This is a genomic window from Pseudomonas frederiksbergensis (assembly GCF_003732705.1).
Classification (GTDB): domain Bacteria; phylum Pseudomonadota; class Gammaproteobacteria; order Pseudomonadales; family Pseudomonadaceae; genus Aquipseudomonas; species Aquipseudomonas frederiksbergensis_F.
In genome coordinates this window covers 28,697-54,262 of record NZ_MOBR01000002.1, presented here as the reverse complement: position 1 = coordinate 54,262, position 25,566 = coordinate 28,697, and the positions used below count along the sequence as shown (strand labels likewise).

At 59.9% G+C, this 25,566-nt stretch carries 20 protein-coding genes; 18 read left to right on the top strand and 2 right to left on the bottom strand.

The window, feature by feature from the left end; translation table 11 throughout:
* The first annotated feature begins 369 nt into the window (after positions 1-369).
* From glnE to BK667_RS00850, 17 genes are all read left to right on the top strand, one after another.
* A complete protein-coding gene (gene glnE, locus BK667_RS00935) occupies positions 370-3,309 on the top strand; it encodes a bifunctional [glutamate--ammonia ligase]-adenylyl-L-tyrosine phosphorylase/[glutamate--ammonia-ligase] adenylyltransferase (protein ID WP_123596544.1) in 2,940 nt (979 codons plus the stop codon).
* Between the two features lie 323 nt (positions 3,310-3,632).
* Positions 3,633-4,667 (top strand): lipopolysaccharide heptosyltransferase II, encoded by a 1,035-nt coding sequence (gene waaF / locus BK667_RS00925; protein WP_123596543.1) that lies wholly within the window; start codon positions 3,633-3,635, stop codon positions 4,665-4,667.
* 1 nt (position 4,668) lies between these two features.
* Positions 4,669-5,730, top strand: a complete 1,062-nt coding sequence (gene waaC / locus BK667_RS00920) for a lipopolysaccharide heptosyltransferase I (protein WP_123510928.1) — start codon at positions 4,669-4,671, stop codon at positions 5,728-5,730.
* Entirely contained in the window at positions 5,730-6,851 is a 1,122-nt protein-coding gene (locus tag BK667_RS00915; protein WP_123596542.1) for a glycosyltransferase family 4 protein, read from the top strand. The genes waaC and BK667_RS00915 overlap by 1 nt, the downstream gene beginning before the upstream one ends.
* A complete protein-coding gene (gene rfaP, locus BK667_RS00910) occupies positions 6,851-7,657 on the top strand; it encodes a lipopolysaccharide core heptose(I) kinase RfaP (protein WP_123596541.1) in 807 nt (268 codons plus the stop codon). Before BK667_RS00915 ends, rfaP begins: the two co-directional genes overlap by 1 nt.
* Complete coding sequence (locus tag BK667_RS00905; protein WP_123596540.1) at positions 7,657-8,391, top strand: lipopolysaccharide kinase InaA family protein; 735 nt, start codon at positions 7,657-7,659, stop codon at positions 8,389-8,391. The genes rfaP and BK667_RS00905 overlap by 1 nt, the downstream gene beginning before the upstream one ends.
* On the top strand, positions 8,388-9,140 hold the full coding sequence (locus tag BK667_RS00900) for a lipopolysaccharide kinase InaA family protein (RefSeq protein WP_123510920.1): 753 nt from the start codon (positions 8,388-8,390) through the stop codon (positions 9,138-9,140). Before BK667_RS00905 ends, BK667_RS00900 begins: the two co-directional genes overlap by 4 nt.
* Positions 9,140-10,591: a lipopolysaccharide kinase InaA family protein gene (locus tag BK667_RS00895; protein WP_123596539.1), complete on the top strand. Its 1,452-nt coding sequence runs from the start codon at positions 9,140-9,142 to the stop codon at positions 10,589-10,591. Before BK667_RS00900 ends, BK667_RS00895 begins: the two co-directional genes overlap by 1 nt.
* 257 nt (positions 10,592-10,848) lie before the next feature.
* Entirely contained in the window at positions 10,849-11,181 is a 333-nt protein-coding gene (locus BK667_RS00890; protein WP_123596538.1) for a YceK/YidQ family lipoprotein, read from the top strand.
* A 5-nt stretch (positions 11,182-11,186) separates the two neighbouring features.
* The gene (locus BK667_RS00885) at positions 11,187-12,047 is read left to right on the top strand and encodes a DUF3800 domain-containing protein (RefSeq protein ID WP_123511377.1); all 861 of its coding nucleotides are present in this window, start codon (positions 11,187-11,189) and stop codon (positions 12,045-12,047) included.
* A gap of 227 nt (positions 12,048-12,274) precedes the next feature.
* Positions 12,275-14,032 (top strand): carbamoyltransferase family protein, encoded by a 1,758-nt coding sequence (locus BK667_RS00880; RefSeq protein ID WP_123510914.1) that lies wholly within the window; start codon positions 12,275-12,277, stop codon positions 14,030-14,032.
* Positions 14,016-15,146 carry a glycosyltransferase gene (locus BK667_RS00875; protein ID WP_123596537.1) on the top strand — a complete coding sequence of 377 codons (1,131 nt, stop codon included), beginning with the start codon at positions 14,016-14,018 and terminating at the stop codon, positions 15,144-15,146. Before BK667_RS00880 ends, BK667_RS00875 begins: the two co-directional genes overlap by 17 nt.
* Complete coding sequence (locus BK667_RS00870; protein WP_123510910.1) at positions 15,146-16,042, top strand: antimicrobial resistance protein Mig-14; 897 nt, start codon at positions 15,146-15,148, stop codon at positions 16,040-16,042. Before BK667_RS00875 ends, BK667_RS00870 begins: the two co-directional genes overlap by 1 nt.
* Positions 16,043-16,050: 8 nt before the next feature.
* Positions 16,051-17,475 carry a PIG-L deacetylase family protein gene (locus tag BK667_RS00865; RefSeq protein WP_123596536.1) on the top strand — a complete coding sequence of 475 codons (1,425 nt, stop codon included), beginning with the start codon at positions 16,051-16,053 and terminating at the stop codon, positions 17,473-17,475.
* 61 nt (positions 17,476-17,536) lie between these two features.
* Positions 17,537-18,451 carry a DUF6625 family protein gene (locus BK667_RS00860; protein WP_123510906.1) on the top strand — a complete coding sequence of 305 codons (915 nt, stop codon included), beginning with the start codon at positions 17,537-17,539 and terminating at the stop codon, positions 18,449-18,451.
* The gene (locus BK667_RS00855; RefSeq protein ID WP_123596535.1) at positions 18,414-19,568 is read left to right on the top strand and encodes a glycosyltransferase family 4 protein; all 1,155 of its coding nucleotides are present in this window, start codon (positions 18,414-18,416) and stop codon (positions 19,566-19,568) included. Before BK667_RS00860 ends, BK667_RS00855 begins: the two co-directional genes overlap by 38 nt.
* Positions 19,565-20,449 carry a glycosyltransferase gene (locus BK667_RS00850; RefSeq protein ID WP_123510902.1) on the top strand — a complete coding sequence of 295 codons (885 nt, stop codon included), beginning with the start codon at positions 19,565-19,567 and terminating at the stop codon, positions 20,447-20,449. Before BK667_RS00855 ends, BK667_RS00850 begins: the two co-directional genes overlap by 4 nt.
* A 25-nt stretch (positions 20,450-20,474) precedes the next feature.
* Here BK667_RS00850 and BK667_RS00845 read toward each other — a convergent pair whose 3' ends face one another.
* Entirely contained in the window at positions 20,475-21,689 is a 1,215-nt protein-coding gene (locus BK667_RS00845) for an acyltransferase family protein (RefSeq protein ID WP_123596534.1), read from the bottom strand.
* The gene (locus BK667_RS00840) at positions 21,689-23,554 is read right to left on the bottom strand and encodes a bifunctional O-antigen ligase/aminoglycoside phosphotransferase family protein (protein ID WP_123596533.1); all 1,866 of its coding nucleotides are present in this window, start codon (positions 23,552-23,554) and stop codon (positions 21,689-21,691) included. The genes BK667_RS00845 and BK667_RS00840 overlap by 1 nt, the downstream gene beginning before the upstream one ends.
* Positions 23,555-23,710: 156 nt before the next feature.
* Between BK667_RS00840 and msbA the strand changes: the two genes are divergently transcribed.
* Positions 23,711-25,513, top strand: coding sequence for a lipid A export permease/ATP-binding protein MsbA (gene msbA / locus BK667_RS00835; RefSeq protein ID WP_123510896.1), 1,803 nt, complete (start codon positions 23,711-23,713; stop codon positions 25,511-25,513).
* The last annotated feature ends 53 nt before the right edge of the window (positions 25,514-25,566 follow it).

Genomic DNA, 25,566 nt, shown 5'->3' with positions numbered 1-25,566 from the left:
CGGAAAGGCTTCCAGAATCGGTTGCCTGAGTTTGCGACTGGCCTTGTGGGCAGACGATATAAATTCTTGGATTGCCGAGAGGTTGTTCCGGCGGCGTGTAGTTTTACTACAAATCAACGGGCATTTCAGCCTTTCGAATGTATAGACGAGTAGTAAAACTACAGATGAATGGCTTGTGGCCTCCGGCTGCGTTGTGAGAATAATCGTTAAGGTTGGTCTTTTGCCAACCAGAAAAGGTGAAAGCTTGATGTTGGCTGCCAAAATAAAAGAAATTTCAGCTATTTCTAACCTTTGTTCGACAGTCGGTCACGTAGTGTGTTTTCAAAATTCACTACATGCAGCCCTTCACACGCCGATCAAGGATAGACCATGACCCTGCCTTCGCTTGCCGAACTGCCTGCCATTCTCCAGCCGTTGGTCACCCGTGCCGAGCAGTCGTTCCGTACGGCCGTCGCCTTATTAGAAGACGATCATGGCCTGTCCAGCTGGACGCCTGAACGCTGGGCGCAATTCGCCCGGGTCAGCGCCGCCAGCGATTTCGTGATTGAACAGAGCGTTCGTGACCCTTTGATGTTGCTGGGGCTGGTGCAGTCCGGTGAACTCGATCGCAGCTTCGCCACCGGCGAACTGTGCGCGCAGATCGCGACGGCCGTAAATGCAGCCGAAACCGAAGACGAACTCGGCCGCGCCCTGCGCCGCCAGCGCACCCGCCAGCAAGTGCGGATCATCTGGCGCGACCTGACCCGCCAGGCCGACCTTATCCAGACCTGCCACGACCTCTCGGACATGGCCGATGCGAGCATCGATCAGGCCTATCAGTGGTTGTATTCGCGGCATTGCCAGCAGTTCGGCGTGCCCACTGGCCGGCGCAGTGGCGAGCCGCAGCAAATGGTCATTCTCGGCATGGGCAAGCTCGGCGCGGTAGAGCTCAACCTGTCGTCGGACATCGACCTGATCTTCGCCTACCCCGAGGGCGGCGAAACCGTGGGCGTGAAGCGCTCGCTGGATAACCAGGAATTTTTCATTCGCCTCGGCCAGCGTCTGATCAAGGCCCTCGACCCGATGACCGTCGACGGTTTTGTATTTCGCGTCGACATGCGCTTGCGGCCTTACGGTTCGGCGGGTGCTTTGGTCTTGAGCTTCAACGCACTCGAACAGTATTACCAGGACCAGGGCCGCGACTGGGAACGCTACGCGATGATCAAGTCGCGGGTGGTGGCTGGCGACCAAGTGGCCGGCGCGCAGTTGCAAGAAATGCTGCGTCCGTTCGTTTATCGCCGTTATCTGGACTTCTCGGCCATCGAAGCGCTGCGCACCATGAAGCAGTTGATCCAGCAGGAAGTGCGGCGCAAAGGCATGGCCGACAACATCAAGCTTGGCTCCGGCGGCATTCGTGAAGTCGAGTTTATCGCCCAGGCGTTCCAGTTGATCCATGGCGGTCGCGACCTGAGCCTGCAACAACGTCCGCTATTAAAAGTACTGAGCACACTGGAAGGCCAGGGTTACCTGCCGGCGCCGGTGATCAGCGAGTTGCGCAACGGCTACGAATTCCTGCGTTACACCGAACACGCGATCCAGGCGATCGCCGACCGCCAGACCCAGATGCTGCCGGACAGCGCGCAGGATCAGGCGCGTATCGCTTTTATGCTCGGCTTTGCCGATTGGGACGCGTTTCACGAGCGGCTGATGTATTGGCGTGGCCGGGTGGCCTGGCACTTTGCTCAGGTGATTGCCGATCCTGATGAAGAGGAAGGCGCCGAGGCCGAAGTGGTGGTCGGCGGTGAATGGCTGCCGTTGTGGGAAGAATCCCAGGATGAAGAAGCCGCTTGCCGACAGTTGGAGCAGGGCGGCTTTGCTGATGCTTCCAAGGCCCTGAAAACCTTGGCCAGCCTGCGTGGCAGTCCGCAATTGCGGGCCATGCAACGCTTGGGGCGCGAGCGCCTCGATGCCTTTATTCCACGGTTGCTGGCCCAAGCCGTAGAGCACGCCAATCCGGACTTGGTGCTGGAGCGAGTGTTGCCACTGGTTGAAGCGGTGGCCCGGCGTTCGGCTTATTTAGTGTTGCTGACGGAAAACCCCGGCGCCTTGCGCCGTTTGCTGACCTTGTGCGCAGCGAGTCCGTGGATTGCCGAGCAGATCACCCGCTTCCCGCTGTTGCTCGATGAATTGCTTAACGAAGGCCGGTTGTTCAAACCACCACTGGCGCCGGAACTGGCTGCCGAGTTGCGCGAGCGTCTGACGCGGATTCCCGAGGATGACCTCGAACAGCAGATGGAAGCCCTGCGCCATTTCAAACTGGCGCACCGCTTGCGCGTTGCTGCGTCGGAAATCTCCGGCAGCCTGCCGTTGATGAAAGTCAGCGATTACCTGACCTGGCTCGCCGAAGCGATCCTCGAACAAGTGCTGGCCCTGGCCTGGCGCCAAACGGTGGCCAAATACGGCACGCCCCTGCGTACCGACGGTACGTTGTGCGATCCCGGCTTTGTGATTGTCGGTTATGGGAAGGTCGGTGGCCTGGAATTGGGGCATGGTTCGGACTTGGACCTGGTGTTTGTCCACGACGGCGATCCGCAGGCGGAGACCGACGGGGCGAAACCTATCGACGGTGCGCAGTTCTTCACCCGATTGGGGCAGCGGATCATTCACTTGCTCACGGCGCAGACCAACTCCGGCCAGTTGTATGAAGTGGATATGCGTCTGCGGCCGTCCGGTGCGTCCGGGTTGCTGGTGAGTTCCCTTGGGGCGTTTGCCCGTTATCAGGAAAACGAAGCCTGGACCTGGGAACATCAAGCGCTGGTGCGGGCGCGGGTGCTGGTCGGCAGTCAGGATGTGGGCCAGGCGTTCGAGAAGGTGCGCGCGGCGATTTTGGGCAAGGCCCGGGATTTGCCGACCTTGCGCCAGGAGGTCAGCGAGATGCGCGCCAAGATGCGCGATAACCTCGGCAGCAAGAGCACCGCCGCCGGCACCGGGGCAAATGCCTTCGAGGCCACGGCGCCGTTCGATCTCAAGCAGGACGCCGGAGGTATCGTCGATATTGAATTTATGGTGCAATACGCGGCCCTGGCGTGGTCCGAACAGCACCCGTCATTGCTGCGCTGGACCGACAACATCCGCATTCTGGAAGAGTTGGAAAAGGCAGGGCTGATGCCCGTCGAAGATGCGAGCCTGTTGCGCGAGGCCTATAAAGCCTACCGCTCCGCCGCACACCGGCAGGCCTTGCAGAAGGATCCGGGGGTGATCCCGGGTGATCAGTTCGCGGACGAACGGCGCCAGGTGTTGCGGATCTGGAAAGAGATGGGGTTAAGCTGAAACCGTATAGTTGAAACACCGAATACCCAGTGTGGGAGCGAGCCTGCTCGCGAAAGCGGAGTATCAGTCACCATTGATGCTGGATGTGCCGGTCCCTTCGCGAGCAAGCCCGCTCCCACAGTAGATCTACAGTGTTTGGTAGATTGAGCTACACCGCACTGGATGTGCACCAATACCCAATGTGGGAGCGGGCGTGCTCGCGATAGCGGAGTGACAGTCGACAGTAATGTTGAAGGTGATGACCCATCGCAAGCCGTCTTGCTCGCGCAGTGATTCTCGAGGCGGGGAGGCGTATGCCTCCCCGGTTCGTTTTTGGAAACCACATGAAAATTCTGATCGTTGGGCCCAGTTGGGTCGGTGACATGGTGATGGCGCAGACACTGTTTCAGTGTCTCAAGCAACGCCACCCGCAATGCGAAATCGACGTCCTGGCCCCTGAGTGGAGCCGGCCGATCCTGGAGCGCATGCCCGAAGTGCGACAGGCCTTGAGCTTCCCGCTCGGCCATGGCGCCCTGGAGCTGGCGACCCGTCGGCGCATCGGCAAATCCCTGGCCGGCCAGTACGACCAGGCGATCCTGCTGCCCAATTCCCTGAAGTCGGCATTGGTGCCGTTCTTCGCCGGCATCCCGAAACGCACCGGCTGGCGTGGCGAGTTCCGCTATGGCCTGCTCAATGACGTGCGCACGCTGGATAAAGAACGTTACCCGCTGATGATTGAGCGCTTCATGGCCCTGGCCTATGAATCGGGCGTTGATCTGCCGAAGCCCTATCCACGCCCGAGCCTGCAAATCGACCCGGTCACCCGCGAAGCCGCGCTAGCCAAATTCGGCCTCGCGCTGGATCGCCCGGTGTTGGCCCTGTGCCCCGGTGCCGAGTTCGGCGAGTCCAAGCGCTGGCCGTCCGAGCATTACGCCAAGGTCGCCGAAACCAAGATCCGCGAAGGCTGGCAAGTCTGGCTGTTCGGCTCGAAAAACGATCACGCGGTGGGTGAAGACATCCGCGCGCGCCTGATTCCCGGCTTGCGTGAAGAGTCGGTGAACCTCAGTGGCGGCACGTCCCTGGCCGAAGCGATTGACCTGATGTCCTGCGCTGACGCGGTGGTGTCCAACGACTCCGGCCTGATGCACGTCGCTGCGGCGCTGAACCGTCCGCTGGTCGCGGTCTACGGCTCGACCTCGCCGGGCTTCACCCCGCCGTTGGCCGAGCACGTCGAGATCGTGCGCCTGGGTATCGAATGCAGTCCGTGCTTCGATCGCACCTGCCGCTTCGGCCATTACAATTGCCTGCGTCAGTTGGAGCCGCAACCGGTGAATGAAGCCTTGCAGCGGTTGCAGGGCACTGTGGTCGAGGTCAATTAGTTTGCGGGTACTGTTGATCAAGACTTCATCGCTGGGGGACGTGATTCATGCGTTGCCAGCGTTGACCGACGCCGCGCGGGCGATTCCCGGCATCACGTTCGATTGGGTGGTGGAAGAAGGCTTTGCCGAGATTCCGACCTGGCACCCGGCCGTGGGCAAGGTGATCCCGGTGGCGATCCGCCGCTGGCGCAAGAACATCTGGCAGACCATCAAAAGTGGCGAGTGGAAACGCTTCAAACAAAGCGTTCGCGCGACGAAATATGATTTGGTCATCGATGCCCAAGGCCTGCTCAAAAGCGCCTGGTTGACGCGCTACGTCAAGGCCCCGGTGGCCGGACTGGACAAGGATTCAGCCCGCGAGCCGATGGCCGCGCGCTTCTACTCCCGGCGTCTGGCCGTGGGCCGTGGTCAACATGCGGTGGAGCGAGTGCGTCAATTGTTCGCGTTGGCCTTGGGCTACGACTTGCCCAAAGGCCTGGGCGATTACGGCCTGAACGTCGAGCGTCTGGTCGAACTGCCGCGCAAGAATCCCTACGTGTTGTTCCTGCATGGCACGACGTGGGACACCAAGCACTGGCCCGAAGCCTATTGGCGTGAACTGGCCGAACGCGTCGGCCACCTCGGTGTGGCGGTGAAACTGCCCTGGGGCAACCCGATCGAGAAGGCCCGGGCCGAGCGCATCGCCGCCGGTTTCCGGCATGTCGAAGTGCTGCCGAAACTGAACCTGGCCGGTGTCGGCAAGGTCCTGGCCGGCGCCCAGGCGTGTGTGGCCGTGGACACCGGTCTCGGTCACCTGGCCGCCGCACTGGACGTACCGACCCTGTCGCTGTTCGGCCCGACCAATCCGGGCCTGACCGGCGCCTACGGCAAGGCGCAGATCCACATCGCCAGCGACTTCCCGTGCGCGCCCTGCCTGCAAAAGAAATGCACCTATCAACCGACGGCCGAAGATGCCCGTCAGTTTGACCTGAAACGCGAGTGGCCCCTGTGCTTCACGCGTCTGAATCCCCAGCGTGTCGCCAGCCGACTGAGCACGTTGTTACTGGCTGAGGAGCTGCGCTGATGCAATTGGCTTTTGTCCTTTATAAATATTTCCCGTTTGGCGGTTTGCAGCGCGATTTCATGCGCATCGCCCTGGAATGTCAGCAGCGCGGGCATCAGATCCGCGTTTACACGCTGATCTGGGAAGGCGACGTGCCGCCGGGTTTCGAAGTGTTGGTGGCGCCGGTCAAGGCGTTCTTCAATCATCGGCGCAACGAAAAACTCAGCGAATGGATGGAGGCCGACCTGGCCAAGCGTCCGGTGGATCGCCTGATCGGTTTCAACAAGATGCCGGGCCTGGACGTTTACTACGCCGCCGACGGCTGCTTCGAAGACAAGGCGCAGAACCTGCGCAACTCGCTGTACCGGCGCTGGGGCCGCTACCGGCACTTTGCCGAGTACGAGCGCGCGGTGTTCGCCAAGGACGCCAAAACTGAAGTGCTGATGATTTCTGAAGTCCAGCAGCCGTTGTTCATCAAGCATTACGACACGCCATTGGAACGCTTCCATTTGCTGCCCCCGGGCATTTCCCAGGACCGTCGCGCACCGGCGAATGCGGCCCAGATTCGCGCCGAGTTCCGTCGTGAGTTCAAGCTCAAGGATGACGATTTGCTGCTGGTGCAGATCGGCTCCGGGTTCAAGACCAAGGGTGTGGATCGCAGCCTCAAGGCGCTGGCGGCATTGCCCGCTGATCTGAAGAAACGTACCCGGCTGTTTGTAATTGGCCAGGATGACCCCAAATTGTTCCAGATGCAGAGCGCCACACTGGGGCTCGGCGACAACGTGACGTTCCTCAAGGGCCGCAGCGATATCCCGCGTTTCCTGTTGGGCGCCGACCTGTTGATCCACCCGGCGTACAACGAAAACACCGGCACGGTGCTGCTTGAAGCTCTGGTGGCCGGGCTGCCGGTACTGGTGAGCGCGGTGTGTGGTTACGCCCATTACATCGCCGAGGCCGACGCCGGCCTGGTGCTGGACGAACCCTTTGATCAGGCGCAGCTCACGCAGTACCTGACCGGCATGTTGAATGACGCGCAAGCACGGGCGGCCTGGAGCCGCAACGGTCTGGCTTTCGCCGAGACGGCCGACCTCTACAGCATGCCGCAACACGCGGCCGATGTGATTCTGGCGGAGCACGCTTAATGAAGTTGATGCTGGCTGAACCGTTCAAAAGCCTGTGGGATGGACGCGATCCGTTCGCCGAAGTCGAAGGCTTGCAGGGCGAGGTGTACCGCGAGCTTGAAGCGCGCCGGACCTTGCGCACTGAAGTGGACGGCAACGGGTTTTTCGTGAAGATTCACCGTGGCATCGGCTGGGGCGAGATCTTCAAGAACCTGCTCACCGCCAAGCTGCCGGTACTCGGCGCGGGCCAGGAATGGAAAGCCATTCAGCGCCTGCAAGACGTCGGCGTGCCGACCATGACCGCCGTGGCTTATGGCGAGAAGGGCAGCAACCCGGCGGATCAGCATTCGTTCATCGTCACCGAAGAACTGGCGCCGACCGTCAGCCTCGAAGATTTCAGCATCGACTGGGTCAAAAACCCACCGCAGCCGAAACTCAAGCGCGCGCTGATCGCCGAAGTCGCGCGCATGACCGGCATGATGCACCGCGCCGGGGTTAATCACCGCGACTGCTACATCTGCCACTTCTTGCTGCACACCGATAAACCGGTGACTGCCGACGACTTCAAGCTCTCGGTGATCGACCTGCACCGCGCCCAGACCCGCCCGGCGATTACTCAGCGCTGGCGCAACAAGGATCTGGCGGCGCTGTACTTTTCGGCCCTGGACATCGGCCTGACCCAGCGCGACAAATTGCGTTTCCTCAAGGGCTACTTCCAGCAGCCGTTGCGCCAGATTCTGGCCGAGGAAGCGGCGTTGTTAAGCTGGCTCGAAGGCAAGGCGAACAAGCTCTACGATCGTAAACAGCGATACGGGGATGCGCTCTGATGCCGGGTTGGAAACTGGAACCTGCCTACAGTGATCTCGCCGAAGACTTCGGCAGTCTGGAAGCAGTGTTTGCCCTTCAGGGCGAGCGCCTGACCCGCGACCCGTTGTCCGAGGTGATCCGTGTCGAGCGCAATGGCGTCAACTATTACGTCAAGCGCTACGTCGGTGCCGGCAAAGGCCTGCGTCGTTACCTGGGCAAGCCTCGGGTCAAGGCTGAATGGCAGAATCTCAAGCGCTTCGCCAAGTGGGGCATTCCCACCGCCGAAGTGGTGGCCTGGGGCCTGAAGCGTCGCGGTGCGGCGTACGACCGTGGGGCGATGATCACCCGCGAGTTGCCGAATACCGAAGACCTGTCGGCCCTGGCCGACCGGCATGACCCGAAACTGGCGGACCGCGCCTGGGTCGATAACATCAGTCGGCAACTGGCGGGTTACACCCGGACCATGCACGACAATCGCTTCACCCATAACGATTTGAAGTGGCGCAACCTGCTGATCGATGACGAAGCCAAGCTGTTCCTGATCGATTGCCCCAACGGCGATTTCTGGCGCGGCTTCTGGCTGAAATATCGCATCACCAAGGACCTGGCCTGTCTCGACAAGGTGGCCAAGTATCACCTGTCGGCGACCCAGCGCTTGCGCTTCTACCTGCAATACCGTGGGCGTGAACGCCTGAATGCCGCTGACAAAAAGCGTATTCGTCACGTGGTGAGATTTTTCGAGGGACGCGAATGACTGATTTTCTGGCCGCTGAAGACCGTGCGCTGCTTGAGCGCCACGGCCTCGGCACCTTCGACGCCCTCTGGGCCAAGCAGCTCGACGCGGTGGATGAACCCAACACCGCGGGTGGCGGCTGGAGCAGTGTGTTTCGGCTGGACCTGGAAGGTCAGGGGTTTTACCTCAAACGCCAGAGCAACTACTTGACGCGCACCTTTCATGCGCCGTTCGGCGAGCCGAGTTTTGCCCGTGAGTTTCGCAACATTACGCGTTATCAGAAGATGGGGATTCCGGCGCTGCAAGCGGCGTTTTTCGGTGAGCGCAAGGTCGACGGCGAAGTCCGGGCGATACTGCTGACCCGCGCCCTGGATGGATGGGATGACCTGGATACGCTGTTGCAGCGCTGGTCGGACCTGAGCGCGGCGCAGCACTCGGCGATTCTGCACGCCTGTGGACAACTGGCGCGGCGCCTGCACGGCGTACGTCAGGTCCACGGTTGCTTCTACCCCAAACACATTTTCCTGCGGGCCACTGGTGACGGTTACCAGGCGCAGTTGATCGACCTGGAAAAGACCCGGCCCTTGCTGTTCGGCCAGCGTGACCGGATCAAGGATCTGGAACCATTGCTGCGTCGCGCGCCGGAGTGGGACGAAGGTCAATTGCGCGAGTTGTTGGCGAGTTATGTGGACCAGGCCGGTGACAGTTCGCTGGTGGACAGCTGGGTTTCGCGACTGACCGCGCGACGCAGTCACAAGGAGACGCGTTGATGCGTTTGTCCGAACTGAAGAACGCCGGCCGCAGTCCGCGCCTGCCATTGAACATCCCACTGGCGGATGCCGCCGGACCTGCCGAGCTGCAACTGTTGAGCTTGTTGCGCGTGTTGCCGGGGCAGCGTTATGTCGGTGCCGGTGTCTGGCGCGGCCGCCCGGTGTTGGCCAAATTACTGGTGGGCAGCAAAGCGGCGCGGCACTTTCAGCGTGAACGCGATGGCGTGCACTTGCTGGCCGATCAGGGCCTGACCACGCCGCAACTGCTGGCGGATGGCTTGAAGGACGGCGAGGGCGGTTGGTTGCTGTTCGATTTCATCGAAGGCGCCGAGAGCCTTGGCGAAACCTGGAAAAAAGTCGAGCACTTGCCGGTACTGGCGGATATGCAAGGCGCGGTGTTGGCTGAGGCGTTGGGTGCTATCGGCCAGATGCATCGCAAAGGCCTGTGGCAGGAAGACCTGCACCTGGACAACCTGTTGCGCCAACGCGGTCGGTTGTATTTGATCGATGGCGGTGGCGTCTGCGCCGAAACCCCTGGCCAGCCGCTGTCGCGCCAGAAAGTCCTGGAAAACCTCGGCGTATTTTTCGCCCAGCTGCCCAAGTCACTGGAACCGTTTACCGAAGAGTTGCTGGTGTATTACCTGTTGAGCAACGGCGAACACGCCTTGCCGATGGAAGCCTTGCAGAAGCAGATCGACAAGGTTCGTCGCTGGCGTTTAAAGGACTTCCTGATCAAGTGCGGCCGCGAATGCACGCTGTTCAGCGTCCAGCGCGGGGCGTTCGGCTTGCGGGCGATTCGTCGTGAAGAAGAAGCGGCGATGCTGCCGGTGCTGGAACAGGCCGATGCCTTGCTCGACCAGGGCCACTTGTACAAGACCGGCGGCGCGGCGAGCGTCGGCAAGGTCGAAGTGGCCGGGCGCACGCTGGTGATCAAACGCTACAACATCAAGGGTTTTGCCCATTGGCTCAAGCGCTTCTGGCGCCCGAGCCGTGCCTGGCATTCCTGGCGCGAGGGCAATCGCCTGGCGTTCCTGGGGATCGCGACGCCGAAGCCACTGGCCGTGCTGGAAAAGCGCTTCCTCTGGTTGCGCAGTCGGGCTTATCTGGTGACCGAATACCTGGCAGGGCCGGACATCATCGAGCGGTTTGCGCCGTATGTTGAGAATGGTTCGGCACCAGAAGCCGAATTGCTGGCGCTGGATCACTTGTTCGCCGAACTGATTCGCGAGCGGATCAGCCATGGTGATTTCAAGGGCCACAATCTGTTCTGGCAGCAGGATCGCTGGGCGCTGATTGATCTGGATTCCATGTGTCAGCACGGCTCGGCGGGCAGCTTTGCCCCGGCCTATGCGCGGGATCGGGCGCGGTTTATGCGCAACTGGCCTGAGAGCAGTGCGCTGTATCAGGTGATCGATCAGCGTTTACCGAAAGACATCTCCAGCGCTGCCTGAATCGGGCCTGCGGCCCTATCGCGAGCAAGCTCGCTCCCACAGGGATCGGTTCTGTACACCTATCTTGTGTACGCCGCAGAACTACTGTGGGAGCGAGCTTGCTCGCGATTAGGCCCTTACATTCAGCGAAAATCCCCCGGTCGATCATCGGAGGACAAGTTCTTACGAACCGTCCTACACAATCCACAGACCCCATGAACTGTGCCCTGAATAACCCCGATGCTAGTTTGCCTGACGTTCTCGACAGGCAGATTCAGATGAAAAAAATGGCGGCTGTACTGGGTGCTTTCTCCCTGATCTTATCCGGCTGCGGCACCGCCGTAACCGTCCTGCAAGACGACGCCGACGCCGCCCGCAGCCTCAGAAAACAAAAAACCTACTGCCAGTCCATCCCCCGGGTCTACAGCGGCCTGGCCTATGACTTCTGTGTATTGAACGCACCACCCGACCCCACCGGATTTCTAGTGCCGCTGGTGTTGCTGGATTTAAGCCTGTCGGGCGTGCTGGACACGGTGGTCTTGCCTTACACGATCTATCGGCAGGGCGTTGACGGTAATATCGCGATTTATTGGCGGGCGGGGCGTGGGTAACTCACTTGCCTCAACAATTCTTTGTTTTTGAAAACGAAAGCGATAGCGAAGCCAATGCTGATACGAAGAAGCTGTTGCCTTCAACTGGGAAGTACAGCGACTTTATCGTTTATGTCGACGAGAGCGGCGACCATGGAATGCAAAAGCTAGACCCAAACTATCCAATGTTTGTGTTGGCATTCTGTGTTTTTCATAAAAGGCATTATTGCGAAAAGGTCATTCCTGCCCTTCAGAAATTTAAATTCAATCACATGGGGCATGACCTGATCTGTCTGCATGAATTGGAAATTCGGAGGGAAAAGGGCGCATTTTCCGGGCTCTTCCTGTCCAGGCAACACAAACATGCCTTTCTCGATGAGCTGACGGACATTATTGAGGCCAGCAATTTCGTCCTGATCAGTTGCGTGATCGACAAGGCCGTCCTTCGCGAAAAAGAGGGATCTGTTCACAATCCTTATCACGTCGCACTCGGCTTCTGCTTGGAAACGCTTTATGAGTTTTTGCAGGAAAAGAACCAGCAGAGCGCATTGACTCATGTGATTTTCGAGCGGAGGGGGAAGAGAGAGGATAACGAGCTTGAGTTGGAGTTTCGCCGCATGCGTGATGGCGCGAACCGATTGGACATTAAGCTGCCGTTCGAAATCGTCTTTGCAACCAAACAAGTGAATTCCACGGGGTTACAGCTGGCGGACCTCGTTGCAAGACCCATTGGTATGAGCGTTTTGCGGTCGGGGCAGGAAAATCGTGCCTTTGACGTGCTCAAGCGTAAGTTTTACTGCAGTGGTGGTCGTAATAATGTGGGAGAGGGTTTCGACAATTGGGGTTTAAAGATTTTCCCGCGCTCAGAAAGCGAAAAGCCCCGATGAAACTCACCGAGGCTAGAACGCCGACCAGGTTCTCCCAGTCCACTTGCGCAGGAGTCTATGTCGTGGTCGCGTGTCTGTCAACGCGCGACCCCGCCGCTTCTCGCTAGAGGTTTGCCAGCGCTTTTACGCTATAATCCCGCCCTTTAGCTGTCTCTCGCCCCTTGCGAGGGCACATTAATTTTTGAGGCGCTTGTCGCCTGAATGCAGACTAAAGAGGCTAGACCCCTGTGGCATTGACGATTCTTGGCCTGTCCGGCGCCCTTAGCCATGATCCTTCCGCAGCCTTGTACATCGACGGCAAGCTGGTCGCGGCGGCAGAGGAAGAGCGCTTCGTACGCGATAAACATGCAAAGAACCGCATGCCCTACGAATCGGCGAAGTTCTGCCTCGAACAGGCCGGCATCAAGCCGTCCGACGTTGACGTGGTCGCGATCCCGTTCGCGCCGATCAGCCTGTTCGGCAAGGCGCGCTGGCACTACGCCAAGCGTTACTGGTACGCCCCGGACCGCGCCCTCGACGCGATCCTGATGGGCAACCGTCGCTACAAGCGCTATCGCAACAAGATCGTGTTCTGCCTTGAGCAACTGGGTTTCGACCCGAAGAAAATCAAGATCGAACCGGTCGAGCATCACCTGGCTCACGCCTCCAGCGCTTACCACTGCTCCGGTTTCAAAGAGAAAACCGCGATCCTGGGGATCGATGGCAAGGGCGAGTACGCCACGACCTTCTTCGGTTACGGTGAAAACGGCAAGATCCACAAGATCAAGGAATTCTTCGATCCGGACTCCCTCGGCGGCCTGTACGGCGCGATCACCGAGTTCCTCGGTTTCGAGATGCTCGATGGCGAGTTCAAGGTCATGGGCATGGCGCCGTACGGCGACGCCGGCAAATACGATTTCTCGCGCCTGGCCTCGTTTGAAAACGGTGAGTTGGTGATCAATACCGACTACGCCAACGTCATCGGCTTGCGTCGCTATAAAGAGAAGGGCAAAGGCTTCTACTTCTCGCCGAAGCTGATCGAGTGGCTGGGTCCCAAGCGCGAAGGCGACATCGCCGACGAGCCGTACATCCACTACGCCGCCAGCATGCAAGCGCTGTTCGAAAAGATCTCGCTGCAGATGATCGACCATTACCTGGGCGACGTGCTCAAGGAAACCGGCAAGCTGGCCTTCGCCGGCGGCTGTGCGTTGAACGTTAAGCTCAACCAGAAAATCATCGCCCGCGACGACGTCAAGGAACTGTTCGTGCAACCGGCGTCCGGCGATGCCGGTACGGCGGTGGGTGCCGCAGCCTACGTGTCCCACGCCCGTGGCGTACCGGTCGAGAAGATGGAACACGTCTACCTCGGCCCGTCCTACAGCAACGAAGATGTGATCGCCGCGTGCGCCCGCCACCCGAGCAAGCCGACCTGGCGCAAGCTCGAGAACATGCCGGAAAACATTGCCAAGATCATGGTCGACGGCAACCCGGTGGCCTGGTTCCAGGGCCGCATGGAGTTCGGTCCGCGCGCGTTGGGCGGTCGTTCGATCATCGGTTGCCCAAGTGCGACCGGCGTGGCTGACCGTATCAACCACCAGATCAAGTTCCGCGAGCGCTGGAGGCCTTTCTGCCCGTCGATGCTCGACACCGTGGCCCCGCAGATGATCAAGGTTGATCACCCGGCGCCGTTCATGACCTTCACCTTTGAAGTGGCTGAAGAGTGGAAGACCCGCGTGCCGGAAGTCGTCCACGAAGACGGCACGTCCCGGGCCCAGGTGCTCAAGCGCGAATACAACCCGCGCTACTACGACATGATGAAAGCGCTGGAAGTACTGACCGGTAACGGCGTGTCGCTGAACACCTCGCTCAACCGTCGTGGTGAGCCGATGATCTGCTCGCCGACCGACGCCCTGAACATGTTCTTCGGCTCCGACCTGCAATACCTGATCATGGAAGACATTCTGGTGGTCAAAGAAGGCGCGGACGCTTATGACACGCTCGGCTGAGCGCCATGTGCTGCAGTTCTGCCACGGCTATGACGGGCCGTTCCTGGACTGCGCCCGGCAGTACGCCAGCCTGTTCGCGGGGACCGGCTATCGAGTGACCACGGTCTTTTTGACCGGGGCCGCCGATGCCGAAGTCGCCGCGGGCTGCGCTTCTGACGAAGTGCTGTTCATGGAATACAGCTCCAAGGCCATTCGTGGCTTGAAGCTGGGCGCCATCGGCGATCTGCGCAAGATCGCCGCTTCGCGCAATTTCAGTTTCTGCATCGCCCATCGCTTCAAACCGAACTACATCGCCTTGCTCGGCACCTCGTTGCCGGTGATTGGCGTGCACCACGCGTTTGATGATTACAAACGCGGCACGCGCAAACTGTTCGCGCATATTTTCCGCAAGCGTTTGAGCCTGCTCGGGGTATCCGATGCGGTGCGCGACGACATGCGAAAGTGCCTGCCGAAATGGCCGGCGGCGCGGATCCAGACGCTCTACAACCGCATCGATGTGCAGGGCTTGCAGGTCACGCAGGTGTCGACTCGCGAAGCCCGGGAAACCCTCGGTCTGTCGGCGGATGCCTGGGTGGTCGGCAACGTCGGGCGGCTGCATCCGGACAAGGATCAAACCACGCTGCTGCGCGGTTTTGCCGAGGCGTTGCCGGGCTTGCCGGGTAATAGCCAACTGGTGATTCTCGGCTCCGGGCGCCTGGAACAACACCTTAAGGATCTGGCCCGTGAACTCGGGATCGGCGATCGCGTGCTGTTCCTCGGCCAGGTGCCTGAGGCTCGGCGTTATTTTCGCGCGTTCGATGTGTTTGCCTTGAGCTCTGATCACGAACCCTTCGGCATGGTGCTGCTTGAAGCCATGGCCGCCGGTGTGCCGTTGCTGGCGACCGCATGCGGTGGGGCGAAGGAAGTGGTCGAAGGCGTGGGCATTCTGTTTCCGCTGGGAGATGCCGAACACTTGGCTCAAGGGCTGCAGCATTTGGCCGCGATGGACGAACAGCAGCGTCGCCAGTGTGCCGAGCTGATGCTCGACCGCTTGCGTGAGCGCTTCAGCGACCGCGCGGTGCGCGACGCTTTCTGGCATTTGCCACACGTTACCGAACTGGCACAGAGGGGCTGATGCTCAACCGATTTCAAGGCTGGCGCGAACGTGGCTGGGTGTCTGTTGACGCCTCGACTTACGCGCACGCCTGGCAGCGTTTTGGCGGCAGCGTCGCAACTCATCCAATGGTCGTCGAGCGGCTGGCAGCGCTGGCGCAGATTCCGGTGCGCTATCTGGCCTGGGAGCAAAACGGCGAAGTCCAGGCCGCAATCCCGACCTGGGGCCGCGACCTTGCCTTGTCCAAGGACGTGCTCAAACGCAGCGGTAAAAAAGGCCTGTTCGATCTTGGCAATGCCGAGCTGATCCTGCCGGCCGCCGCCGATGCCCAGGCGCCTCTGCGTCATCGCGGGCGTTATCTGTCCGCGCTGAACGAAGGTCGCTTCACCGGTATCAAGTTGCAAACCGAACAACTGGCGATGGCCCGTACGCCCGAAGAACTGTCGAAGAAGTTTCGCTACAACCAGCGCCGCGAACTGCGCTTGCTGGAAGAGGCGGGCGGGGTGGTAAGGCCGGTCAGCGAGTTTTCCAGCGGCGAGCTGGCGGCGATTTACTGCGACCTGTTCCAGCGCCGCTGGGGCTTCCCGGCCACCGGTGCGGCGCGCATGGGCGAAGTGATCGAGTTGCTGCGCGAGTTGTTGATCGGCTCGGTGATTTTCCTCAACGATGCGCCGATTGCGATTCAACTGGTGTACCGCGTCGAAGCGCCGCAGTGGATCAGCGTCGAGTACATCAATGGCGGCGTCGACCCTGAAACCCGCGAGTTCAGCCCTGGCAGCGTACTGAGTTTCCTCAACACCCAAAGCGCCTGGGAGCACGCTCGAACCCTGGATAAACCCCTGAGGTTTTCCTTCGGTCGGGCCGACCGTGAATACAAGGACCGCTGGTGCAATCCTGTGCCGGTCTTCACCGTATGAGCCAACCCATGAGTCGCAAACAACAACTGCTCAAGCGTCACCGTCGCACCAAGCGCATCGGCCTGCTAATCGCCCTGGCATTGTTGATTGTCGTCGGCCTGCTGGTGGCCTGGTGGCTGCCGCTGGTATTGGCGGTGCTGGGCTGGATCGCTCATGAAGCCTGGTTCGCCGACCATTTGTTCTATTCGCCCAACGACGATTACCAGTACAGCTTCCCGCCCTACACCCAGCGGCCGAAGGTTCACCTGGTGGGCGAACATTTGCGGCTGGACGAAGGCGTCATGCTGGTCGATGACGCCACGCTGGTGCTGGCACTGCGGGTGAAAAGCACTTGGCTGGGGCGCTTTTTCGACCCGGTCATCGAATTGGCGGGGGGAAATCATCCTGACCGGCAAACCTTCGAGCGTGGCGTCAATGGCCTGCGTTATTTGAACCTCACGGGTCAGGCCCACGTTCTCTCCCAAGGGCAGCTGCGGTTGCGCGGGCGTTTCTGCAAAGTGTTCGGCGAACCGGTGCTCTGGGCCTTTGAACAACCGGATTACCACCGCCAGCGAGTGATGGTCATCGCCCCTCACGCTGACGATGCCGAACTGGCCGCCTACGGTTTATATAGCCAGGCCAGTGAAGCCTGGATCGTCACCCTGACCGCTGGCGAGATTGAAGCCGAACACTATCAGCGGATGGGCCTGAACAAGGTCGAGGCGGCGCGTCTGAAGGGGCGTTTGCGGGCCTGGGACAGCATCGCCGTGCCGCGATGGGCCGGCGTGCCGCAAGAGCATTGTGTGCAGTTGGGTTATTTCTGCCTACAACTGGCGGCGATGAAAGCGGCGCCGTCTCAGCCAATGGGCTCGAAGGAAGCCGAACTGGGCGACACGCGCCTGTTTCGCCAGTTGAACCCGTTCACCTTGCCCGGTGACGCCGACGGTGCACCGACCTGGAACAACTTGCTGGCCGATCTGCGCGAAGTGCTCATGCGGGCACGCCCGGACGTGATCGTGCTGCCGCACCCGACCCTCGATCCGCACCCCGATCATATCTGTGCGCAGGAAGCCGTCCTCGAAGCGCTCAAGGGCCTGGACTGGCAGCCGACCCTGCTCGGTTACGCCAATCATCTGCACGACAACGATCGTTGGCCGATGGGCAATGAGGGAGAAGGTATCGCGTTGCCGCCGGCGTTCGATTCGAGCCTGGCGATGCAGCCGTGCTGCCTGCCTATGTCCATTGAGCTACAGCGCGACAAGGCGATGGCGCTGGGCATGATGCATGACTTGCAACCCGCCATGCCGTTCAAGCGACGTTTGCGCCGCTGCATACAGCGACTGTTGGCCGGGCGGGTACCGCCGACTTATGGCGAGAATGAGTTCTTCCGCAAAGCCGTCAGGCGCCATGAATTGTTGTGGGTTTTGAAGCATATGGATACATCTGCACAGTAAAAATGAAGCATGACGCGGTTTAGCATGGCGGCAAATTAAACAGCCGCAGTGACTTTGTGTAATGAGCCCACGCCCGCGTATTCTTTTTCTGATTCCTTACTTCGGCCAATGGCCGTTCTGGATGCCGTTCTTTCTGGAGAGTTGCAGGCGTAACGCCGATATCGACTGGTTGCTGTTCAGTGACTGCGGCATTCCCGAGAATCTGCCGCCCAACGTCAGCGTCGAAACCATGACCTTCGGCGACTATTGCGGGTTAGTGTCCCGGCGCTTGAATATCGACTTTGCACCCGATGCCGCTTACAAGCTCTGCGACATCAAGCCGGCGCTGGGACACATTCATGCCGACCGCCTGCAAGGCTATGATTTCTGGGCATTCGGCGATATTGATCTGGTGTATGGTGACCTGCGAAGTTATTTCACCCCGGATCGGCTGGCCGGCTATGACCTGTTTTCCACCCATGAGCGGCGGATTGCAGGGCATTTGTGTCTGATGCGCAACACCGCTCGAAAGCGTGAGTTGTTCATGCAGATCAAGGGTTGGAAAAAGCGTTTCACCGATCAGGAGCATCACGCGCTGGACGAGGGGGCATTCAGCCGCATCTTCCTCTGGCGCAAGAATTTTCCCGAGCCTTTGTTCACCCTGGTGGGCAAGCTCAATCCGTGGCGTCGCCGCAGCGAGTTCGCCGAGGCATTCAGCACGCCGGGTGGCTGCATCAAGTGGCATGACGGCACGGACGATTTTCCGCGTCACTGGTATTGGCGCGATGGCAGTTTGAGCAATGATCGCGATGGCGATCGCCGGTTTCCGTATTTCCACTTCGTTTGCTGGAAGCGCAACGAGTGGCCACGGTTGCCCCAACCCGATCCAGCCGAGGTCAGGCGCCTCGCCGCCGAACCGGCCTGGGTCATCGATGCAACTGGTTTCCACGGGGAGAGTTATGAGTCAACGGTCAAAGGTTCTGCAACTGCAGCCTGACTACAACGTCAAAGCCCATGATTTTGCCGACCTGGCAGAGCAGATCGTCAAGGCACTGCCGAACGATCGCTATGAGGTGACCGCCGCGTTCCTGCGTGGCAAGCCGGGGCCTGGCGAGGCGGTGAGTCGTGCCGACCGTTCGGTGTATTTCGAGTTTTCCGACAAGTCCCTCAAAGGCATGCGTCTGCGCGCCATGTGGCAGTTGTACAAGTTTTGCCGTGCCGAAAAGTTCGACGTGGTGATCTGCAACCGTTTCAAACCCGTGAACATGATGCTGACGCTCAACCGTTGGCTGAAAGTGCCGCTGTGCATCGGCATTTCCCACGGTTTCGGCGAGTACGACCGGTTTTACCGACGCCGTCAGACCCAGCGCCTGGTGGATCGTCACTGGCGCTTTGTCGGCGTCTCGCCGGCGGTCAAACAGTACCTGCTGGACAGTGACTGCGGTTTTACCGACCAGAACACCTACGCCATTACCAACGCCATCGACATCGAACAGGCCGAAGGCTTGCAGCACAGCCGCGAGCGGGCCCGTGAGATGTTGGGCATCGACCCGTCGGTCCGCCTGATCGGCGCTTTGGGCCGCTTGGTGCCGGTCAAGGGACACACCTATCTGTTGCAGGCGTTTGCTGCGCTCAAGGACAAATACCCGGACACCCAACTGGCAATCATCGGTGCCGGCCGCGAAGAGTCGAAACTGGCAGTCGAGATCGAACGCCTGGGTCTGACCGGTCGTGCACACCTACTGGGCTTCAAGGAAATCGCCTTGCAGTACATTCGCGCCTTCGACGTCTGGACCATGCCGTCCCTGGCCGAAGGCCTGGGCCTGGCGCTGCTCGAAGGCATGAGCGGGCATCTGCCGGTGATCGCGTCTAACGTGCCGGCTATGCTGCCACTGATCGAGGGCGCCGGTGGTCTGGCGATTACCCCGAAAGATGTGCCGAGCCTGGTCGCGGCGCTGGATAACTACCTCGCCCTGTCGGATGACGAGCTCAAGGCCAAGGGCGAACAGGCATTCCGTTATTTGCAGAAAGAACACGACATCGAGGTGTTCCGCCAGGAATACCTGAACCTGATTGAATCCGGCCTGGAACAGGCCCGCAAGGAACAAAAATGAACGACGCGCAACCCATCGTCACCGTCATCATTGCGTCGTACAACCACGCTCCCTACATCGAGGAAAGCATCCTCAGCGTCCTCAACCAGACCTATTCGAACATCGAATTGCTGGTGGTCGATGACGGCTCCAAAGACGACAGTGTCGAGCGCATCAAGGCGTTGCAGGCGCAGCACGGTTTCGACTTTAGGGTGCAGGAGAACCAGGGCCTGACCAACACGCTCAACGGTGCGATCGCCCGGGCCAAGGGTAGCCTGATCGTGCCGTTCGGTTCCGACGACATCATGTTGCCGGAGCGCATCGCCACTCAGGTGGCGTACATGGACGGCAAGCCCGAGGTCGGCATTTGCGCCGGCAATATCGAATTGATCGACGCCGACGGCAATCTGTACCCGGAGAAGCGCCAGCGCCGGGACGTACCGTTTCGGCGTCTGGACTTCGATGACATGTTCCTTGAGCGCAAGCCCTATCCGCCCGCGCCGACCCTGATGATTCGCCGCGAGGCGCTGGACAAGGTGGGCGGGTTCGATCCGAACATCCGTCTGGAAGACTTGCTGATCGAGTTGAAGGTGACCCGTGCCGGTTACTTCATCGATGGCCTGAACGTGCTGATGGCGCGCTATCGCAAGCACGCCACCAACTCCTACAAGAACCATCGCTTCATGATCGACAACATCCTGCGCTCCTACGCGCTGTTCAGCGATCATCCGCTGTACGACGAGGTGCGCTACAAGTTCCTCAGCTCGATGTTCCTCAAAACCGCCAACCGTGACCGCACGCTGGCGCGGGAACTGCTGGCGCAGATCCCGTTCAAGGCCTGGAACAAGAAAACCTGGCGAGGTCTGGGGCGGCTGTACTTTTCGCCGCTGGAAAAGGACTGAGTCCGTTCAGGAAGATCGCTCGATGTTATCGAGCGGTCCTTTCCCTCAGGTTCTTCGTTATCCGGCCCTGACGCAGCCATAGCAAGAAGTGCTTGCCGGCGTTGATGCCGGGCTTTTCGATGTACAGGAAGGTCAGGCTGCTGATGATAATCAGCAGGCAAGCACACAGCGCCATCATCGGCAGGAAGACCCAGGTTTCACGGGTATCGATGGCCAGCACGTGCGGCAGGCGCTGCACCATGACCCAAAGTAGCAAACCGTGCAGCAAGTAGGTGCTGTAGCTGATTTCTCCAAGCCAGCGGATGCTGCGCGGCTTCAGGGCGCCGAACAGCGTGTGCCCGGACGCTACGATCACAAAAAACACAGACATCAGCAGCAGCGGCATCAAGCTGAACGCGCGACTGTAGGCGGTAAAGGCAATCGCCAGTGCAATCAACGCAATGATGCCGGCCATGCGCGTCTGACTCCAGGCCACCAGTTTCGGCCGACGGACCCAGTACGCCGCACCTATACCCCCGAGGAAACTGGCCAGGAAGTGCTTCTTCAGCGAGTGTTCCCAGCCGATCACCTGATACAGGGCGTAAATGCCGATCAGGCACAACACCACTTGCAGCCAACTGCCGCGATAGATGAACACCATCGCGGTCAGGGGCAGTGCCAGGTAGAAAAACACCTCGTAGCCCAAGGTCCAGGTGACGTTGGAAATCAACATGCCGGTCTGGTGGTACTGGTTGACGTCCGGTCGGTCGAAGGTCAGCCAGGCGAGGATCTGGCCGGCGAACCGCAAAGCGGAATCCTTCAGCTCCCAATTCTGCAGATAGAAGACCGAGACAAACACGATCAGCATCAGCGGCAGATACAGCGGGTAGAGGCGAAACAGTCGGGATACCGCAAAGGCCAGCCAGTCGTGGTTACGCCCCTGGGCGAGTAACCGACTCCAGAATAGAAAACCGGTGATCATGAAAAACAGCGCAACGCTGCCTTGGCCGAGCTGGGAGTAGAAGTTGCTCGGCGGAAAATCAATCACACCGGTGCGTAAAAAGATCCAGGTGATGATCGAGTGGTGCACGAACACACCAAACGCCAGATAGCCGCGCAGGCCATCGATACTGGCGTAGCGGCTTTCACCGGAATGCTGCAGGTGCCGGGCGATTTTCGGAACGGCACGCAGCAACAGCGCGGCGGTCACGATGGCCAGCAGGTACGCTACCAGCGCTATGAGGGGGTTGGTTTCGGTCATCAATGAGCCCGGGCCGGGTGACTGGCGGCCAGCACTTGCCTGTGCAGGTTGCTAACGGCGGATTCAGACGCTGTCATGGCGTATCCTTGGAGCAGCGCTTCGAAGTGATCTTCGAACAACCAGCGTCGATCTTCGGTATAGCGTTGCATATGGCGCAAATTACGTTGACGCAGGGACAGACTCAGTGACGACGGGTAGATGCGCATGTCGGCCAGATCGATCAGGCCGAACTCACCGTCCTCCAGCACCAATACGTTACCCAGATGCAGGGAGCGGAAGTAAACGCCTTGTTCATGCAACTGCGCCATGAACTTGCCGAAACGCTCGACCAGTGCCTGACGCACCGCTGGTGCGGTGATCCCTTGCAGGACCTGACGCAAGGTGTTGCCCGGCAGCGGCGAGTAATGCACCGCACTGCTGCCGTCTTCGAGACGGTACAGGCCCAGGGTCAGGGGTGTTGGTATGCCCATGGTGCGCAGTTGTTCGCTGTTGACGGCAAAGCGTTCGGAATAGGGATTGAAGCTGCCCGAGGTATACCAGCGGCGACGGCGGAACAGCTTGAGGAAACTGCCATCGACCAGACGCAGCACCTTCGGCCCCAGGCCATCTTCCTCGATCACCTGGGCATTGGCGCTCATCTGCTCGAAAGCGGCCGGCGCCAGCGTATTGACTGGCAAGGCGAGCAGGCGTCTGGCGCGCTGGTTAATGGTCAGTGCCGCGATCAGCGCCAGCGGAATCCACAGCAGGAACCAGTGTTCCTTGGGCCGCGAGATGATCCCGCCGCCTTCGGTCAGACCGGCACCGATGCCGAATATCAGCCAGGTCGAAGCGACAATAAACAGCGGTTGGACGCGATAGCGCCAGCTGCTCAGCAAGCCCCAGGCCTGAAAGAACAGCCACGGCAACAAGCCGAAGATTCCGACGTAATAGAGCACGCCAAGGGCAAAATTATGCGGTTCTTGCAGGGCATAGCCGACGCCGGGATCGAGGGTCAGGCTGGCGTTGTAGCCATGGCCAATCCATGGATGTTCGGCAATACGCTGCAGGGCCAGTTGCCAGATTTCAAGGCGGAAGGAGTCGCCTCGCTCAATGAGCATCCGCGCAAACAGCACGCTGACCCCCGACCCGCCGACGGCCAGCGCTACGAGTAACACGATCGAGCGACGATTCCAGCAGATGAAACTCAACCAAAGCGCGGCCAGTGTCAGAGCAACCAGTGGGGTCCGAGACCCCGTGGCAATCACCGCAGTGAACATGACAGCCATCGCCGGAAGGCTGAGCCAGAGCATCTGGCGACGTTTGCAGATCATGCTCAGGCTTAGCCAGTAGGCGCAGAAAAAGCCGAAGATATGGGAACTGAGCAGTGGATTGTCGAACGCGCCGCCGCCGATCAGTCGCAGGCCCGGCTCATAAATATGCGCAAACATGTACAGGTTATAGACCGTAGCAATCAGCCCGACGATCGCGGCACTGAACAGCAACGGCTGGATGATCTCGCTGCGGTGGCGCACCAGCAGGTAGGAGCCGGCGAACAACAACAGCGTGTGTAATGCGGGCTTGAACTGGCCGGGGATGCTTTCGTCATCCTGGGGGCCCCAGCACAGGCTCAACATGGCCCACGCGGCGAACATCAGCAATGCAATGAACACTGGTTCGCGAATCAACTCCTTGATTTCCCGCGGGCGCAGGCAAAGGGCGATCAGCGATGGAATGCTGAACAGACCGTAAAACAACTTGTGGTGAAGACTGCGCCCCGGCAGAAAGAACAGCGCACTCAGGAGCAAGAGATAGCCCAGTGGAAGAATCCACAGGCAAATGAAATCGAAGATTCGATTGGACGTGCTGTTGAAACCGCTGACTTGCATGCTGAGAAATTCAATCCTGAAGTTGATCGGCCATTTCGGTGTGATGGCTATTTGATGCCGAATGCAGTGCCTAACAATAACAGCCTTTATGCGTTTGCCAGAACCCTGAAGAAGCTGTGCTAAAGTCAGCGTCCTTTTTATCGACATTCGCGTGATATGACCGACTCCAGTCTCTCCGCAAGCCCATCGAGCTTGAAAATCTACTTCCGCCTGCTCGGCTATGTCCGGCCGTATATCAGTCTGTTCCTGATCAGCATCGTCGGCTTTCTGATTTTCGCTTCGACGCAGCCAATGCTCGGCTACATCCTCAAGTACTTCGTCGATGGCTTGTCCAATCCTGAAGCCGTACTGTTTCCGACCGTGCCTTACCTGCGCGACCTGCAACTGCTGCAGGCGGTGCCGTTGCTGATCATCCTGATCGCGGCGTGGCAGGGGTTTGGTTCCTACCTGGGCAACTACTTCCTGGCCAAGGTTTCCCTCGGGCTGGTCCACGACCTGCGGGTGCAGTTGTTCAACAACCTGCTGGTCTTGCCTAACCGGTACTTCGACAAGCATAACTCGGGTCATCTGATTTCGCGCATCACCTTCAACGTGACCATGGTGACCGGGGCGGCGACAGATGCGATCAAGGTCGTAATCCGTGAAGGCATGACGGTGATCTTCCTGTTTGCCTCGCTGCTGATCATGAACTGGCGACTGACGCTGGTGATGGTCGCGATCCTGCCGCTGATCGCGGTCATGGTGCGCACCGCCAGCAAGAAATTCCGCAAGCAGAGCAAGAAAATCCAGTCGGCCATGGGCGACGTGACGCACGTGTCTTCGGAAACGATCCAGGGCTATCGCGTGGTTCGCAGTTTCGGCGGCGAAGTCTACGAACAGAAGCGCTTCCTGAAGGCCAGCCAGGGCAACACCGACAAGCAATTGCGTATGACCCGCACCGGTGCGATCTACACGCCGCTGCTGCAACTGGTGATCTACAGCGCCATGGCGGTGTTGATGTTCCTGGTGCTGTACCTGCGCGGCGATGCTTCTGCCGGTGACATGATTGCCTACATTACCCTGGCCGGCCTGCTGCCCAAGCCGATCCGCCAATTGTCGGAAGTCAGCTCGACCATCCAGAAAGGCGTGGCCGGTGCCGAAAGCATTTTCGAGCAACTGGACGTCGAGCCGGAAGTCGATACCGGCACCGTCGAGCGCGATTCGGTCAGCGGTCGCCTGGATGTGCGCCACCTGAGCTTCACCTACCCGGACACCGATCGCCAGGTCCTCAACGACATCAGCTTCTCGGTCGAACCTGGGCAAATGGTGGCGCTGGTGGGACGCTCGGGCAGTGGCAAATCGACCCTGGCCAACCTGATTCCACGCTTCTATCACCACGACAAGGGCGAGATCCTGATCGATGGCGTGGAAGTGGAACAATACAAACTGCTGAACCTGCGCAAGCACATCGCCCAGGTGACCCAGCATGTGACGCTGTTCAGCGACACCGTGGCCAACAACATCGCCTACGGCGATCTGGCCGGCGCGCCCCGTGAAGACATCGAGAAAGCGGCGAAAGACGCGTACGCCATGGACTTCATCGCGCAGTTGCCCGAAGGCCTGGATACTCAGGTCGGCGAGAACGGCGTGTTGCTGTCCGGTGGCCAGCGTCAGCGTCTGGCGATTGCCCGGGCACTGCTGAAGAACGCACCGCTGCTGATCCTCGACGAGGCCACCTCGGCCCTCGATACCGAATCGGAACGGCACATCCAGGCAGCGCTGGACCAGGTCATGAAAGGCCGGACCACCCTGGTGATCGCCCACCGTCTGTCGACCATCGAGAAGGCTGACCTGATTCTGGTCATGGACCAGGGCCGGATCGTCGAGCGCGGCACCCATGCCGAACTGCTGGCACAGAACGGTTACTACGCCCGTTTGAACGCCATGGGCCTTGATGCCCCGGCTGAAGACATCGCCTAGCGGGGTGCGAGGGTGAGCCCGGCTCACCCTCGCGCTTACTGGACGTGCAACGC

What these genes read in the sequence shown, in the direction of transcription:
- glnE (WP_123596544.1), top strand. Translation starts at nt 370, where the DNA reads ATGACCCTGCCTTCGCTTGCCGAACTGCCTGCCATTCTCCAGCCGTTG.
- waaF (WP_123596543.1), top strand. Translation starts at nt 3,633, where the DNA reads ATGAAAATTCTGATCGTTGGGCCCAGTTGGGTCGGTGACATGGTGATG.
- BK667_RS00915 (WP_123596542.1), top strand. Translation starts at nt 5,730, where the DNA reads ATGCAATTGGCTTTTGTCCTTTATAAATATTTCCCGTTTGGCGGTTTG.
- rfaP (WP_123596541.1), top strand. Translation starts at nt 6,851, where the DNA reads ATGAAGTTGATGCTGGCTGAACCGTTCAAAAGCCTGTGGGATGGACGC.
- BK667_RS00905 (WP_123596540.1), top strand. Translation starts at nt 7,657, where the DNA reads ATGCCGGGTTGGAAACTGGAACCTGCCTACAGTGATCTCGCCGAAGAC.
- BK667_RS00900 (WP_123510920.1), top strand. Translation starts at nt 8,388, where the DNA reads ATGACTGATTTTCTGGCCGCTGAAGACCGTGCGCTGCTTGAGCGCCAC.
- BK667_RS00895 (WP_123596539.1), top strand. Translation starts at nt 9,140, where the DNA reads ATGCGTTTGTCCGAACTGAAGAACGCCGGCCGCAGTCCGCGCCTGCCA.
- BK667_RS00890 (WP_123596538.1), top strand. Translation starts at nt 10,849, where the DNA reads ATGAAAAAAATGGCGGCTGTACTGGGTGCTTTCTCCCTGATCTTATCC.
- BK667_RS00875 (WP_123596537.1), top strand. Translation starts at nt 14,016, where the DNA reads ATGACACGCTCGGCTGAGCGCCATGTGCTGCAGTTCTGCCACGGCTAT.
- BK667_RS00870 (WP_123510910.1), top strand. Translation starts at nt 15,146, where the DNA reads ATGCTCAACCGATTTCAAGGCTGGCGCGAACGTGGCTGGGTGTCTGTT.
- BK667_RS00865 (WP_123596536.1), top strand. Translation starts at nt 16,051, where the DNA reads ATGAGTCGCAAACAACAACTGCTCAAGCGTCACCGTCGCACCAAGCGC.
- BK667_RS00860 (WP_123510906.1), top strand. Translation starts at nt 17,537, where the DNA reads ATGAGCCCACGCCCGCGTATTCTTTTTCTGATTCCTTACTTCGGCCAA.
- BK667_RS00855 (WP_123596535.1), top strand. Translation starts at nt 18,414, where the DNA reads ATGAGTCAACGGTCAAAGGTTCTGCAACTGCAGCCTGACTACAACGTC.
- BK667_RS00850 (WP_123510902.1), top strand. Translation starts at nt 19,565, where the DNA reads ATGAACGACGCGCAACCCATCGTCACCGTCATCATTGCGTCGTACAAC.
- BK667_RS00845 (WP_123596534.1), bottom strand. Translation starts at nt 21,689, where the DNA reads ATGACCGAAACCAACCCCCTCATAGCGCTGGTAGCGTACCTGCTGGCC.
- BK667_RS00840 (WP_123596533.1), bottom strand. Translation starts at nt 23,554, where the DNA reads ATGCAAGTCAGCGGTTTCAACAGCACGTCCAATCGAATCTTCGATTTC.
- msbA (WP_123510896.1), top strand. Translation starts at nt 23,711, where the DNA reads ATGACCGACTCCAGTCTCTCCGCAAGCCCATCGAGCTTGAAAATCTAC.